Raw genomic sequence first — 13,256 nt, 5'->3', positions numbered from 1 at the left:
AGACTTCGCAATCCACACCGAACCCAGAGGCCCTCGCCTCGTTCAAGGACCACTCAAGGCGTGTCGCCTGTCACCAACGTCCCGGGACAGCACACCTAGTCGCGCGTGCGTGTGGCCATGGCGTGCCAGAAGCGGTCCAGCTCCCGTACACGCATGCTCACCCAAGGCGGTGTCTTCCGGCGCAACAGCCTGGGGAACCAGCGGCGCAGGCGTCCGGGCAGCAGCGCCTGCTGCTGGCGGCAGAACGGCTCCCGGATCTCTCCCCGGGGCAGGCCCCGGGGAGGGTAGGGGCAGAGCTGGAACTTGCAGTCGGGCAGGCATGTGGTGCCCGGCTGGGGCGGGGCCGCGGTGCCGTCCCGCGCGCCGGGCCGCAGCGGTTCGCGGTTCGTACGCAGACACGGTGGAAGCGGCATGCCGGACTGCTCCGCGCGGATCATGCGCTCCTCGACCTCGTCGGGGCGCCCGTCCCGTTCGATCAGGTTCAGCAACACCAGCACGTCGGCGACGAGACGTTGGGCCCGTCCGTCGAGGGTGCTCCAGCCGACCGAGGGCGGGATCCACAGGTTGTGCTTGCGGTATCCCCCGGTGTTGCCCGCGCGGGAGCCGATGTTGTCGGCGACCCCCTTCTCGTCGATCCAGAGGAAGCGCTCGGGCTGCCCGGTCTCCAGGGCGAGGGCCACCAGATCGCCCGCCTCGGCGACGAACGGGTGCAGAAGCCGCCGCGGCGAGTCGCCGTCGGCGCCGGGCGGGGCGTTCACCGTGCCGGCCATCGCCAGCCAGCGCTGCACGGTCTGTACGGCGGTGGAACCACCGATCGTCGTGCCCGGCTCGCGTGCCCTGTCGTGATCACCGTTCTGTCCCGCTGCGATGGAACCGCCGTTCTCATGGCGGCCGAGCCGGTCCGGAAGCCTCCACAGGCACAGTGCCTGGAGCAGGCTGACCTGCGTGTACCAGCACCGGGACTGCTGCAGCACGGTCTCCGCCTGCCGTATCAGGTCCACGCGTCTGCCCGGGTCCGTGTGCGGATGGCGTTGACGCCGGTTGGCCGCGTACTTGAACCCCTGGGCCAGCGCCACCTCCAGGGCGAGCGGGAGGTCGGGGACGCCGTCCGTGTGAGCCGGGTCGAGGTGGAGCAGCCACTTGGTGAGTCGTTCTCCGGCCTCACCGCGGTGGGAGTCGTCGACCGACCCGAGGAGCATGGGCAGCATCCAGGCCCGCATCACGAACTCCCGCAGCAGTTCGACCCGAGCGTTCTCGTACCGCCGGTTGAGTTCCTCCCGCTCGTCCTGCAGCTGTTCGGGAGACGTCGGGGACGAGACCCGCGTGGACCAACGGGTGGACCTGGCCTGCCCCATGCGAACGGTCCACGCCTCGAAGTTCTTCGTCCTCTCGGCTTTCAAGTCATGGATCTTGTGGTTGTACTCCTCTATGGGGTCGCTGTTGAGACCCACGCGCTTGCGGATCACCGCGAACGCCTCGTTGCCGCCGCTGCCGAACTCCTGGGCGGCGGCCAGACGTATGGAGTACGAGGGCTCCGCGATGCCGATCTGGAAGAGCCGCTCGTACAACACCGTGGTGTCGATCTTCTTGGCGGCCTCCCGCAGTGCGGCTCCCAGTTGTTTGAGCAACCTCCGCTTCGCGTCCTCGAGAGAGCGCTGGTCGCCCCTGATGACCGGCCAGTCGGCCGACACCCTGTCGACGATGTCGCTCAGCCGTCTGAAGTCCGCTTCCACGCTTTCGACTTCGAGGGCGGCGGCGTAGAGATCGAGGCTCTTCGGGTCCTCCAGTCGCTGCCGTGCTGCCGCGCAGAGCTGCTCGGACGGGGAGCGCCCCAGCACGGGGGCCCGCCGCACCAGCTCCTCCCTCCCTTTCTGCCAGCCCGGCCACGTGTTCTGGGAGGGACGTTCCGCCGCCCTCCGACGGGACAGCAGCACGACCGCGACGAGAAGCTCACGGCCGGGGCCGGGCGGCTGCAGCGCGTCCTCGATCAGCTCGCAGACGTCCGCCTCCTCCAGGTGGCTCAGCAGACGGAAGCCGAAATAGGCCTGGAGGATGCTGTGCGGGAAGCGCGCCTTCTGCTCGAAGCCCTCCAGCAGTCCGAGCTTGTCCGCGTTGCCCACCAGACGGGCGAGGACGGCGTGTGCCTGGGCCATGTTCCCCCGGTGCAGCCGCTTGTTCTCCTCGTCGCCGAGCCTGGCGCTGAGCGCCTCCCAGATCTTTTCCCGGTGCCACTCGGAGAAGGCGTTGTCCTGCTTGCCGTACCGGTCGGTGCCACGCACCCTGGTCCACAGGTGGCCTGCCTGGATCCTGGCGTGCCGGGCTCTGCCGGGGTGGGCGTCCTGGCCGAGCAACTCGGCGAAGTCCACTTCCAGCTTGTCCTGGAGCAGCCCCACGCAGGCCAGGGCCGAGACCACTGCGAGAGTGTCCTGGCGCTCCTGCGGCGTGAGCGCGACGTCCGCGCGCAGCCGGCCTTCCTGCAGGGCACGGCCCCAGGTGTCCAGCAGCCACAGCCGGAGCGTGCTGCGGTCCCGGCTGCGTGTGTTCAGGCGCTTGGGGTCGTCGGTCGGGCGGTCGCGCTCCAGGGCGCCATGCCGGTGCAGTTCGCGGGCGATCTGCAGGTAGACGGGCGACTCGGTCACCTCGGCCGTCTCCACGATCCAGTCCACCCGGCGCTCGTCCGTCTCCGGTGCGCAGGCCTTGACGAAGTCCAGCGCCTCCTCCTCGCTCAGCGGTTCCAGCTCCACGATCGCGGCGGGTGTGGTGTCCAGCGGACTGTGCGGCCGGGAGGCGATGACCACCGGCAGCCGCTCCTCGTAGGCGCGCTGGATGGCACGGCGGATGATGTTGTCCCGGTTCTGCTGCACACGGCCGTCGAGAAGAGCCTCTTCGAGGCCGTCGGCGATGACGACCAGTTTGTCGTCCGCGAGCAGTTGCTGCCAGACCCGCTCGGTCTTGGTGCGGGAAAGGATGCCCTGGGGTGCCTCCTCGGCGAACCGCTGCTGGGCCATGCGCTCGAAGTTCAGATCGGCCTCGCCGTCGGCGTCCCTCAGCCGGATCGGCACGGGTACGGCACCCTCATGGGCCAGCAGTTCCGTGAGCCGCACGAGGACGGCGGTCTTCCCCGTCCCGACACCGCCGACGAGCAGATACGGCCGCCGGGTGGTGCGTTCCCTGAGCCGTTGCGCGATGACCTGGGCGAGCTCCTCGCGGCCCACGATGTGCGTGTCGTCATGCCCCGACGTGAGCACGAGCCCGTGGGGGTCTTTGCGTGCCTTGATGAGGTAACGCCGTTTGTTCCAGCTGTACCACCAGAACAGGAAGAGCGCGGCGGCGACCGATGCGGTGAGGACCGGGCCGACGAATCTGACCAGCGCTTCGACCCCCGGGTCCTGCTGCCACTCCTCGACCGTGGTCTTCCTGCCGGTGACCACCAGCATGTGGACACCGGCCCCGATCCAGCCGAAGACCACGAGCGCTCCGACCGCCCATGCCGTCCGGACCACATTGGTGTAGGAGAACCACCTGCGCCACTTCCTGGGGCGGGTGCTGCCCCGGCGGGCCTCGAGACGGATGGTCAGACTGTGCCAGTGGCCGACGAGGCCGCGGCTGGTCCACTTCGCTGCCCGGCGCAGATCCAGTGTCACCATCGGCGCGTCGCGTGGCCGCTCCTTGCCCGGCGTACGACGGACGACCCTCGTCATGGCGCTTGCTCCCTCCGAGAGGATTCCCGCTGCGGAGGATCTGACGGGCGCCGGCACCTACTTCCATGGAAGCACTCCCGGCACGCGCCGCAACCCGGTGGGAAAGGCCCTGAGGGATCACTCTTCTCATCCGTCAGCTGACGCTCTGACACCACCGCGACACAACATCTGGGGGTGCCACCGGAACCCAACACAAGATGTATGCTCATGCTCGCTGTCGCCGCAGGGGAATCCGGTGCGAATCCGGAACTGTCCCGCAACGGTGTACCCATGCCCATATGTGTGCATGGGCGTCAGTCCGAGGACCTGCCGACAGCGCACCCGGCCACCCGGCCGTGGTGCCCCGACGTCCGGGCCTCGTGGAATGGGCCGGTGGACGCGACGCCGCGTGCGCTCGCGTGCTGCCCCCTGCCCTCGACGAGGCCCCCGTGCCGAGCGAGGGAGAGCCCCACGTGACCATCGCGCCAGCCGAACCGGTCTCAGCCAGCGAAGAAGAGCACGACGCCCCCGGTGCCGCACTGTTGCGGACCCTGACCGAGCTGACCGCCGACCTCCCCGACGCCGAGCCAGGCCGGGTCGCCGCCGCGGCGTTGCGCGGCCGGTCCGCGCAGGCGGACGAGAGCGAGTTGCGGGAGCTGGCGACGGAGGCCGCGGCCGGTCTGATCTCCGAGGACCCCGCCTACTCCCGGCTGGCCGCCCGGCTGCTGACCATCGGCATCCGCGAGGAGGCCGCCTCGCAGGGCGTCACGTCCTTCACCGAGTCCGTGGCGGTGGGCCACCGCGAGGGCCTCATCGCCGACCGCACCGCAGAGTTCGTCCGGCTGCACGCGGCCCGGCTCGACGCGCTCGTCGACACCGGCGCCGACGACCGATTCGGCTACTTCGGCCTGCGCACCCTGCACAGCCGCTATCTGCTGCGCCACCCGCTCACCCGCAAGGTCGTCGAGACGCCCCAGCACTTCATGCTGCGGGTCGCCGCCGGTCTCGCCGAGGACGACACCCGCCGCTCCGTCGACGAAGTCGCCGCGCTCTACGGGCTCATGAGCCGCCTCGACTACCTCCCCTCCTCCCCCACCCTCTTCAACTCGGGCACCCGGCACCCGCAGATGTCGTCCTGCTACCTCCTCGACTCCCCCAAGGACGAGCTGGACTCCATCTACGACCGGTACCACCAGGTGGCCCGGCTGTCGAAGCACGCCGGCGGCATCGGGCTCGCGTACTCCCGCATCCGCGCCCGCGGTTCCCTGATCCGCGGCACCAACGGCCACTCCAACGGCATCGTCCCGTTCCTGAAGACCCTGGACGCCTCGGTCGCCGCCGTGAACCAGGGCGGCCGCCGCAAGGGCGCCGCCGCGGTCTACCTGGAGACCTGGCACGCGGACATCGAGGAGTTCCTGGAGCTGCGCGACAACACCGGCGAGGACGCCCGCCGCACGCACAACCTGAACCTCGCCCACTGGGTGCCGGACGAGTTCATGCGCCGCGTGAACGCCGACGCGCAGTGGTCGCTGTTCTCCCCCGCGGACGTGCCCGAGCTGGTCGACCTGTGGGGCGAGGAGTTCGACGCCGCGTACCGGGCGGCCGAGGCGAAGGGCCTCGCGAAGAAGACGCTGCCCGCCCGTGAGCTGTACGGCCGCATGATGCGCACCCTCGCACAGACCGGCAACGGCTGGATGACCTTCAAGGACGCCGCCAACCGCACCGCCAACCAGACCGCCGAGCCGGGCCACGTCGTCCACTCCTCCAACCTCTGCACGGAGATCCTGGAGGTCACCAGCGACGGGGAGACCGCGGTCTGCAACCTCGGCTCGGTCAACCTGGGTTCCTTTGTCGACACATCGACCGGTGATCTCGACTGGGAGCGGCTTGACGAGACCGTCCGCACGGCCGTGACGTTCCTCGACCGGGTCGTGGACATCAACTTCTACCCGACCGAGCAGGCGGGCCGCTCCAACGCCCGCTGGCGCCCGGTCGGCCTCGGCGCGATGGGCCTCCAGGACGTCTTCTTCAAGCTGCGCCTGCCCTTCGACTCGCCCGAGGCCAAGGCACTGTCGACCCGGATCGCCGAGCGGATCATGCTCGCCGCGTACGAGGCCTCCGCCGACCTCGCCGAGCGCAACGGGCCGCTTCCCGCGTGGGAGAAGACCCGTACGGCCCGGGGCGTGCTGCACCCCGACCACTACGACGTGGAGCTGACCTGGCCGGAGCGCTGGGCGGCCCTGCGCCAGCGCGTGGCCACGACCGGCATGCGCAACTCCCTGCTGCTCGCCATCGCCCCCACCGCCACGATCGCCTCCATCGCGGGTGTCTACGAGTGCATCGAGCCGCAGGTGTCCAACCTGTTCAAGCGCGAGACGCTGTCGGGAGAGTTCCTCCAGGTCAACTCCTACCTGGTGGACGAGCTGAAGCGGCTCGGCGTGTGGGACGCCCGCACCCGGGAGGCCCTGCGCGAGGCCAGCGGCTCGGTGCAGGATTTCGCCTGGATCCCCGAGGACGTGCGCGCCCTGTACCGCACGGCGTGGGAGATCCCGCAGCGCGGCCTGATCGACATGGCGGCGGCCAGGACTCCGTTCCTGGACCAGTCGCAGTCCCTGAACCTCTTCCTGGAGACGCCGACCATCGGCAAGCTCTCCTCGATGTACGCCTACGCCTGGAAGTCCGGGCTGAAGACCACGTACTACCTGCGCTCGCGCCCGGCGACCCGCATCGCCCGCGCCGCGAAGGCCCAAGCCACCGTCCCCGCGCAGGCCGCCCCCGACCCCGAAGCGGTCGCCTGCTCCCTGGAAAACCCCGAGTCCTGCGAGGCCTGCCAGTAATGAGCACCCAGAACCTTCTCGACCCCGGCTTCGAGCTCACCCTGCGCCCCATGCGCTACCCGGACTTCTACGAGCGCTACCGGGACGCCATCAAGAACACCTGGACCGTGGAGGAGGTCGACCTCCACTCGGACGTCGCCGACCTGGCCAAGCTGTCACCGGCGGAGCAGCACCTGATCGGCCGGCTGGTCGCGTTCTTCGCGACGGGCGACTCGATCGTCGCGAACAACCTGGTGCTGACGCTGTACAAGCACATCAACTCCCCGGAAGCGCGCCTGTACCTGTCGCGGCAGCTCTTCGAGGAGGCCGTGCACGTCCAGTTCTATCTGACGCTGCTCGACACCTATCTGCCCGACCCGGAGGACCGCGCGGCGGCCTTCGCGGCCGTGGAGAACATTCCGTCCATCCGCGAGAAGGCCTCGTTCTGCTTCAAGTGGATGGACTCGGTGGAGAAGCTGGACCGGCTGGAGACCCAGGCCGACCGCCGGCGCTTCCTGCTCAACCTGATCTGCTTCGCGGCGTGCATCGAGGGCCTGTTCTTCTACGGCGCCTTCGCCTACGTGTACTGGTTCCGCAGCCGGGGCCTGCTGCACGGCCTGGCCACCGGCACCAACTGGGTGTTCCGCGACGAGACGATGCACATGTCCTTCGCCTTCGACGTGGTCGACACCGTCCGCAAGGAGGAGCCCGACCTCTTCGACGACCGGCTCCGGCAGGAGGTGACGGACATGCTCCGGGAGGCCGTCGAGGCCGAGCTGCAGTTCGCGCGCGACCTGTGCGGGGACGGCCTGCCGGGCATGAACACCGAGTCGATGAGGCAGTACCTGGAGTGCGTCGCCGACCAGCGGCTCACCCGCCTCGGCTTCGCTCCGGTCTACGGCTCCGAGAACCCCTTCTCGTTCATGGAGCTCCAGGGGGTTCAGGAGCTGACCAACTTCTTCGAGCGGCGGCCCTCCGCGTACCAGGTGGCGGTGGAGGGCACCGTCGACTTGGACGAGGACTTCTGAGCCGGTACGTCCTCCCTGGCCTCCTGGGCCTCCCTGATCTGACGGTCGATGCGCCGCTCGCGCACCAGGCCGATCACGGACGGGAGGATCAGGAGGACCAGGATCCCGAACGTGGCGGTCATTCCGATGAGTGCTTCGATCTGGTTCGTGTTCATGGACACCACTGTCGCGCCGATGACTCCTTACCGTCAGTGGCAGGACTGCCGTAGACCCTCGAATTACTGCCAAGGGCGAGGCACACTGGAGGCATGCTGCAGAACGTGGCCGTCGCCCTGCTCGACGGCGTGAACCCCTTCGAACTGGGTGTGGTGTGCGAGGTCTTCGGCACCGACCGGAGCGACGAAGGCCTGCCGGTCTACGACTTCGCCGTCGCTTCGGCCGAGGGCCCGGTGCTGCGCATGAACTCGGGCTTCTCGCTCCAGGCCGAGCACGGCCTGGAGCGGCTGGAGACGGCCGACCTGATCGCCGTGCCGGCCGGCCACACCTACGCGTACCGGGATTTTCCCCCGGAGCTGCTGGACTCCCTGCGCCGTGCGGTCGACCGCGGCGCCCGGGTGCTGAGCGTGTGCTCCGGCGTCTTCGTGCTGGCCGCGGCCGGGCTGCTGGACGGCCGCCGCTGCGCCACGCACTGGAAGCACGCCAAGGACCTCGCCCGGCAGTACCCGCGCGTGATCGTCGAGCCGGACGTCCTCTACGTCGACGAGGACCCGGTGATCACCTCCGCCGGCACGGCCGCCGGCATCGACGCCTGCCTGCACCTGGTGCGCAAGGAGCAGGGCTCCGAGGTCGCCAACAAGATCGCCCGGCGTATGGTGGTGCCGCCGCACCGCGACGGCGGCCAGGCCCAGTACATCGAGCGCCCCCTCCCCCACCCCGAGGGCGACACGATCGGCGACGTGCTGGCGTGGATGGAGCGCCATCTCGACGAGGAGGTCACCGTCGAGCAGCTCGCCGCCCACGCCCACATGTCCCCGCGCACCTTCGCCCGCCGCTTCCAGCAGGAGACCGGGACCACTCCCTACCGCTGGATCCTGCGCCAGCGCGTGCTGCTGGCCCAGCGGCTGCTGGAGGCGACGGACGAGACGATGGACGCGATCGCCGGTCGAACAGGGTTCGGCAACGCGGCCACGCTGCGCCACCACTTCGTCCGGGCGATCGGAACCACGCCGAACTCCTACCGGCGGACGTTCAGAGGCCCCGAAGCGGCCTGAAGCCCCCTCCGTCACCTCGGCACCGGCCGCACCCGCAGGTCGTGCGGCCGGAGCGTGATGCCGACGCGGGTGGCGTCCTTGGAGCCCGGGACCTGCTCGAACCGGTACCTGGTGGCCAGGGCCGCCGTGACCAGCGTCAGCTGGGCCATCGAGAAGTGATCGCTCGGGCACTTGCGATTGCCCACGCTGAACGGACTCATGGCGTGCTTCGGGATGTCCTTGACCCGGTCCGGAAGCCAGCGGTCGGGGTCGAACTCCAGGTTCCGCTCGTACGACTTCGGGTCGCGCTGGATCGCGTACGGGCTGTAGATGATGTCCGCCCCGGACGGAATACGGTATCCACCGAGTTCCGTGTCGCGCACCGCCCGGCGCGTCAGAATCCAGACGGCGGGGCTCAAACGCATGGACTCGACGACGACATTGTTGGTGTGCGTGAGTCCTCGGACGTCTGCGAATGCCACCGGCCTCCCACCGGTGACCGCTTGCACTTCGTCGCGTACCCGGTCGGCGTGTTCGGGGTGCTCCGCGAGCATATGCAAGAGCCACATGATGGTGGAGGCGATGGTCTCGCTGCCGGGGGTCAGGATCGCCACGACCTGATCGTGGATCTCCTGTTCCCCGATCGGGTCTCCATTCTCGTCCGTCGCCTCCAGCAATGCCGTCAGCAAATCGTCCGGCTTTTGACCGGATGCCCGGCGCTCGGCGACGATCTCGTCGACGAGGAGATGCAAATCGGCCAATGCCCTGTTGAATTCGCGGTTGGCCGGGAGCGGCAGGTTGTAGAGCGGTCCGAGCGGGACCACCATCCGCCGGTACATCCCCCGGAACACGGTGGCGAGGGCGACGCACAGCCGTTCCGCCCGCTCGTCCATGTAGTCACCGCGCAGCAGGCAGCGGGCCGCGATGCGCACGGCCACCCGGAAGGACTCCGAGGTGCAGTCGATCGTCTCGCCGGGCTTCCAGCGCTCGGTCAGCGCGTGGGCCTCCTCCTCCATGATCGGACCGTAGGCGGGGATGGCGTCGAGCCGGAAGGCGGGCTGGATGGTGCGCCGCTGGCGCCGGTGGACCGGGCCGTTCGCCGTGGCCACGCCCTGCTTGCCGAGCAGACCCTCCAGGGACTCCCACAGCGGCCCGGCGATGATGAAGTCGTTGCTCAGTGCCAGGGCGCCGGTCAGGGCCGGGGTGGTGACCGCGTACACCGTCTTCGGCCCGAGCTTCAGCCGTACGACGTCGCCGTGATCGCGCAGCCGGGACATGAAGGCCAGCGGGTCGCGCGCGAGCTTCCAGCCGTGCCCGAGGACGGGGACCCCGCCCCCCGCCCGGGGCGGCTCCCGCAGTTCCACGGCCGGCGGGGTTTCGGGCTGTACAGACTCGACGGTCATTTCTCACCTGCCGCTTCGTTGTTGACGTACGGGGGCGTGGACCGGTCGTCCCAGCTGTCGACCCTGTAACGGCCGGACTCGTGGTGGAACCAGTACACGGAACTGAACCAGTTCCGCATATTGCTCAGGCAGGCCCGCACGGCGGTGCTCAGTTCCTTTCCCCGGACGGAGCCGTCGGCGAGGTCGTCGGCGAACCGTAAGGCTTCCTTTTCGACATCGAGGAATTCGGTGATGGTTTCCTCGACTCGGCACCTGACTTCCACGACAGCCTGTTCCAGAGTCATCCCCTCATGGGTGATGAGACTGATTCCGAGATTGTGCACCTCGTCGCCCGCTATCTCTTTCGGAAGCGAGCACAGATCGTTGTACCAGGCGGCGAATTCCTGGCTCAGCAGCGCCGCCCGCCGATACGCCGGATTTTTCCGTACGGCGTCGGGGAGTTCACATCCGGCGGCCGGCTCCAGCAGGTCCGTCCAGATCCAGTGCGCGAAGGTGAGCCGGCGCAGCCGGAGGTATTCCTCGACCGTCGGGACGATTCCCTCGGTGCGATTGTGGAACTCCTGGTCGTACGCGTCGATCACCGCGTGGAAGTGCCGGGCGAACCGGAGGTTCCACGTCTGGGGCAGGAACGCGTACAGCCGCAGCACGCTGTCCGCGAACCCGGCGACCAGTGGGTCCTCGTGGTGCAGGTGCTCCCCGGGGGAGTCGAGGGCCGAGTGCAGCCGGTCCCGCAGCAGCCGCCAGGCGAGCGGCCGGCCGTGCACGATGTCGCGGTCGTGACGGTCGTCCCAGACGAAGAACCACGCGCTGTAGTCGGCTATCGCCTGCATGACCTCGTCGGACGCGCCGAGGTAGTACCCGGCCATGAGGTCGGTGTAGCACAGTCCGTCGGCATATTCCTCCACCTTGTCCGCCGGCATGAGCCGCTTTTCGAGCAGCCAGGCCCGCGTCTTCTCCTGGCACTTCGGCCAATACGGGTGGAGTCGCCGGGGAAACGCCGCCTCGACCACCGGGAGAGAGAGCGACGGTGGTACTGCGATCGTGACCGGTGCCGTTGTGGTGCCGTGTGACAAAGCATGCACGAACTAACCCCTCTCAGCCGCCAGCTGGCGCGGGCGCCCCTCCCTTCGTGCCGGGCGTGCGCCGTTGCATACCCCGCTCATCCCATTCAGCACTACAACTGACCGTTCTGGGAACGCATTTGCTTTATTCACTACCCCACAGTGCCGGGAACCTCCCGTTGTGTGACTACCGACGGATCGCCAGGCGAGCAGAAGCGATCGAACGTGCGACGGACAGGCGAACGGCACAGAGGAACGGCGCCTGTTCAGGGTGGTGAACCCGAACAGACGCCGTGCGCCTGGTGCGGCTGTGGTCTCAGTCGTTGGCCACCACGGGGTAGCGGGGCTCGTTCTCGGCCATCTGCCGCAGCGCGTCCTTGCGTTCGCGCTTGGAGAGCCGGTCGATGTACAGGTAGCCGTACAGGTGGTCCGTCTCGTGCTGCAAACACCGTGCGAAGTATCCGGTGCCGCGCACCTTGATCGGGTTGCCCTTCTCGTCCTGCCCGGTCACCTCGGCGTAGTCGGGCCGGGCGAGCGGCGCGTACGCGGTGGGCACCGACAGGCAGCCCTCGTTGCTGTCGTCCAGGCGGCGCTTCTCGGCGGGCAGTTCCACGAGCTTGGGGTTGCAGACGACACCGGTGTGCCGGACGCCCTCGTCGTCCGGGCAGTCGTAGACGAAGACCTTCGCGTCGACGCCGATCTGGTTGGCGGCCAGGCCCACGCCCTCGGCGGTGCGCTGGCTGGCGAACATGTCCGCGACGAGCTGCTGGAACGCGTCGCCGAAGTCGGTGACGTCCTTGCACTCCTTGTGCAGCACCGGGTTCCCGACCACCGTGATCGGCCGCGAGGTCCCGCGCTCCCGCCAGGCCGCCTCGCGCTCCTCGCAGCCCTCCGTGTCGATCACATACCCCTCGTCATCGACGGGGAGCACGCCCGCGTGCTGCTGATCGGTGTCCTGCTGACCCATGACGTCCGTACGCCTTCCTGAACAAATCCAACCCGGGATGCTGATACAGGGTACGGGGAAGGCGCCCCCTCAGGGGCGCGGGGAACTGCGCGAACAACCACGACGCAGCCGCACCCGGCAACGGCGCTAACAGACCTCTTCCAGATCCCGCCAGTCCCGAGAATCCGGACTGTCGGCAACCCACCCGTCCAGCAACCCCCGAACCAGCGAAGCCGGCGCAGCCAGCCCGCACTCCCGCTCCGGCACCCACAGCTGCCCGTCCGTCCGGTGCCCCAGCGGCCCGGGATGCCCCGGCTCACTGTGATCGTGCGGGTCGAGATGCTCCCCGTCGCCCTCGTCCGACGGCATCCGCGACTCGGAACACATCCGGCACAGCAACCGCACCGAGGAGGACCAGTCCTCCGCGGCGAACCCGGCGTCCGCGGCCAGCTGCTCCAGCGCGTCCCGGTCCGCCTCCGTCGCCGCCTCCAGCAGCACCACCCAGGTCGGCACGGGCGACGGCGCCCACAGCTCGATCTCGTCGAACACCGGGTACGTGTGCCCGGCGGCCGTCGTCCGCTCCCCGTGCGGCACCCCGTCGTGCAGCACGACCTCGCCCCAGCGCCGCCCGGACGACGGCAGCGGGATGGACAGCACCTCGATCCGCGCGGGATCCAGCCGCCGTCCCCACACGACCTCGGCCTCCCCCTCCGGCGACAGCCGTACGGCCGCGCTGCCGAGGTCCATTCCGAGGGGCTCACCGGAGTCGTTGGCCGCCCCCGGCACCCGCAGCCCGTAGGCCTGCCAGGCGCGCCGGGCCAGCGGCCAGTCCTGGAGCGCGGTCGCGGCGATGCCGACGTTCCACCAGTCGGGCGCGCCGGTGTCCCGGTCGAGCAGTGCCACGGCCCTGAGCCCGGCCGCCCGCGCCTGCTCCCAGTCGTGCCGGAACTTGTGCAGCAGCGCGAGGTTGAACCAGGACTCGGAAAGCCAGGGCTCCAGGTCGGCGGCACGTGTCAGCAGGGCGCCCGCGTCCTCGTAACGGCCGTCGCCGATGAGGGTGAACGCCCGGTCTGTGGCCTGCCGCCAGGAGGCGGAGGGCCGGTGCCGTCCCTTGCCGAAGATCCTCACGATT

9 protein-coding genes and 1 riboswitch are annotated in these 13,256 nt (G+C 69.2%); of the genes, 3 read left to right on the top strand and 6 right to left on the bottom strand.

All coding sequences use genetic code 11. The annotated features are described in order from the left end of the window. Positions 1–95: 95 nt before the first annotated feature. The gene (locus tag OO68_RS40165) at positions 96–3,701 is read right to left on the bottom strand and encodes an NACHT domain-containing protein (RefSeq protein WP_033314437.1); all 3,606 of its coding nucleotides are present in this window, start codon (positions 3,699–3,701) and stop codon (positions 96–98) included. 201 nt (positions 3,702–3,902) lie between these two features. Then, positions 3,903–4,029: riboswitch (cobalamin riboswitch) on the top strand. Between the two features lie 124 nt (positions 4,030–4,153). Here OO68_RS40165 and OO68_RS40160 point away from each other — a divergent pair. Further along, positions 4,154–6,517 carry a ribonucleoside-diphosphate reductase subunit alpha gene (locus OO68_RS40160; protein ID WP_033314436.1) on the top strand — a complete coding sequence of 788 codons (2,364 nt, stop codon included), beginning with the start codon at positions 4,154–4,156 and terminating at the stop codon, positions 6,515–6,517. Next, positions 6,517–7,524, top strand: coding sequence for a ribonucleotide-diphosphate reductase subunit beta (locus OO68_RS40155; RefSeq protein ID WP_033314435.1), 1,008 nt, complete (start codon positions 6,517–6,519; stop codon positions 7,522–7,524). The genes OO68_RS40160 and OO68_RS40155 overlap by 1 nt, the downstream gene beginning before the upstream one ends. Here OO68_RS40155 and OO68_RS47065 read toward each other — a convergent pair. Next, positions 7,437–7,679 (bottom strand): hypothetical protein, encoded by a 243-nt coding sequence (locus tag OO68_RS47065; RefSeq protein ID WP_167345949.1) that lies wholly within the window; start codon positions 7,677–7,679, stop codon positions 7,437–7,439. The two genes, OO68_RS40155 and OO68_RS47065, sit on opposite strands and share 88 nt — an antisense overlap. Positions 7,680–7,772: 93 nt before the next feature. Here OO68_RS47065 and OO68_RS40145 point away from each other — a divergent pair, with 93 nt between their 5' ends. Then, the gene (locus OO68_RS40145) at positions 7,773–8,735 is read left to right on the top strand and encodes a GlxA family transcriptional regulator (RefSeq protein WP_033314433.1); all 963 of its coding nucleotides are present in this window, start codon (positions 7,773–7,775) and stop codon (positions 8,733–8,735) included. Between the two features lie 11 nt (positions 8,736–8,746). On the opposite strand, the gene OO68_RS40140 is transcribed toward OO68_RS40145, so the two are convergent. The 4 genes from OO68_RS40140 to OO68_RS40125 all read right to left on the bottom strand — a co-directional run bounded on the left by OO68_RS40140 (position 8,747) and on the right by OO68_RS40125 (position 13,252). Next, entirely contained in the window at positions 8,747–10,117 is a 1,371-nt protein-coding gene (locus OO68_RS40140; RefSeq protein ID WP_033314432.1) for a bifunctional albaflavenone monooxygenase/terpene synthase, read from the bottom strand. Beyond that, positions 10,114–11,199 (bottom strand): epi-isozizaene synthase, encoded by a 1,086-nt coding sequence (cyc1, locus tag OO68_RS40135; RefSeq protein WP_106974540.1) that lies wholly within the window; start codon positions 11,197–11,199, stop codon positions 10,114–10,116. The genes OO68_RS40140 and cyc1 overlap by 4 nt, the downstream gene beginning before the upstream one ends. A 295-nt stretch (positions 11,200–11,494) precedes the next feature. Further along, positions 11,495–12,145: a peptide deformylase gene (def, locus tag OO68_RS40130; protein WP_033314430.1), complete on the bottom strand. Its 651-nt coding sequence runs from the start codon at positions 12,143–12,145 to the stop codon at positions 11,495–11,497. Positions 12,146–12,271: 126 nt separating this feature from the next. Then, the gene (locus OO68_RS40125; RefSeq protein ID WP_033314438.1) at positions 12,272–13,252 is read right to left on the bottom strand and encodes a tetratricopeptide repeat protein; all 981 of its coding nucleotides are present in this window, start codon (positions 13,250–13,252) and stop codon (positions 12,272–12,274) included. Positions 13,253–13,256 lie beyond the last annotated feature (4 nt).

The sequence above is a fragment of the Streptomyces iakyrus genome (assembly GCF_000717055.1).
In the GTDB taxonomy this organism is placed as follows: Bacteria; Actinomycetota; Actinomycetes; order Streptomycetales; family Streptomycetaceae; genus Streptomyces; species Streptomyces iakyrus.
Note: the sequence above shows the minus strand (reverse complement) of the source record. Positions and strands in the feature narration are given on the sequence as shown.

What these genes read in the sequence shown, in the direction of transcription:
- OO68_RS47065 (WP_167345949.1), bottom strand. Translation starts at nt 7,679, where the DNA reads ATGAACACGAACCAGATCGAAGCACTCATCGGAATGACCGCCACGTTC.
- OO68_RS40140 (WP_033314432.1), bottom strand. Translation starts at nt 10,117, where the DNA reads ATGACCGTCGAGTCTGTACAGCCCGAAACCCCGCCGGCCGTGGAACTG.
- OO68_RS40165 (WP_033314437.1), bottom strand. Translation starts at nt 3,701, where the DNA reads ATGACGAGGGTCGTCCGTCGTACGCCGGGCAAGGAGCGGCCACGCGAC.
- OO68_RS40145 (WP_033314433.1), top strand. Translation starts at nt 7,773, where the DNA reads ATGCTGCAGAACGTGGCCGTCGCCCTGCTCGACGGCGTGAACCCCTTC.
- OO68_RS40155 (WP_033314435.1), top strand. Translation starts at nt 6,517, where the DNA reads ATGAGCACCCAGAACCTTCTCGACCCCGGCTTCGAGCTCACCCTGCGC.
- def (WP_033314430.1), bottom strand. Translation starts at nt 12,145, where the DNA reads ATGGGTCAGCAGGACACCGATCAGCAGCACGCGGGCGTGCTCCCCGTC.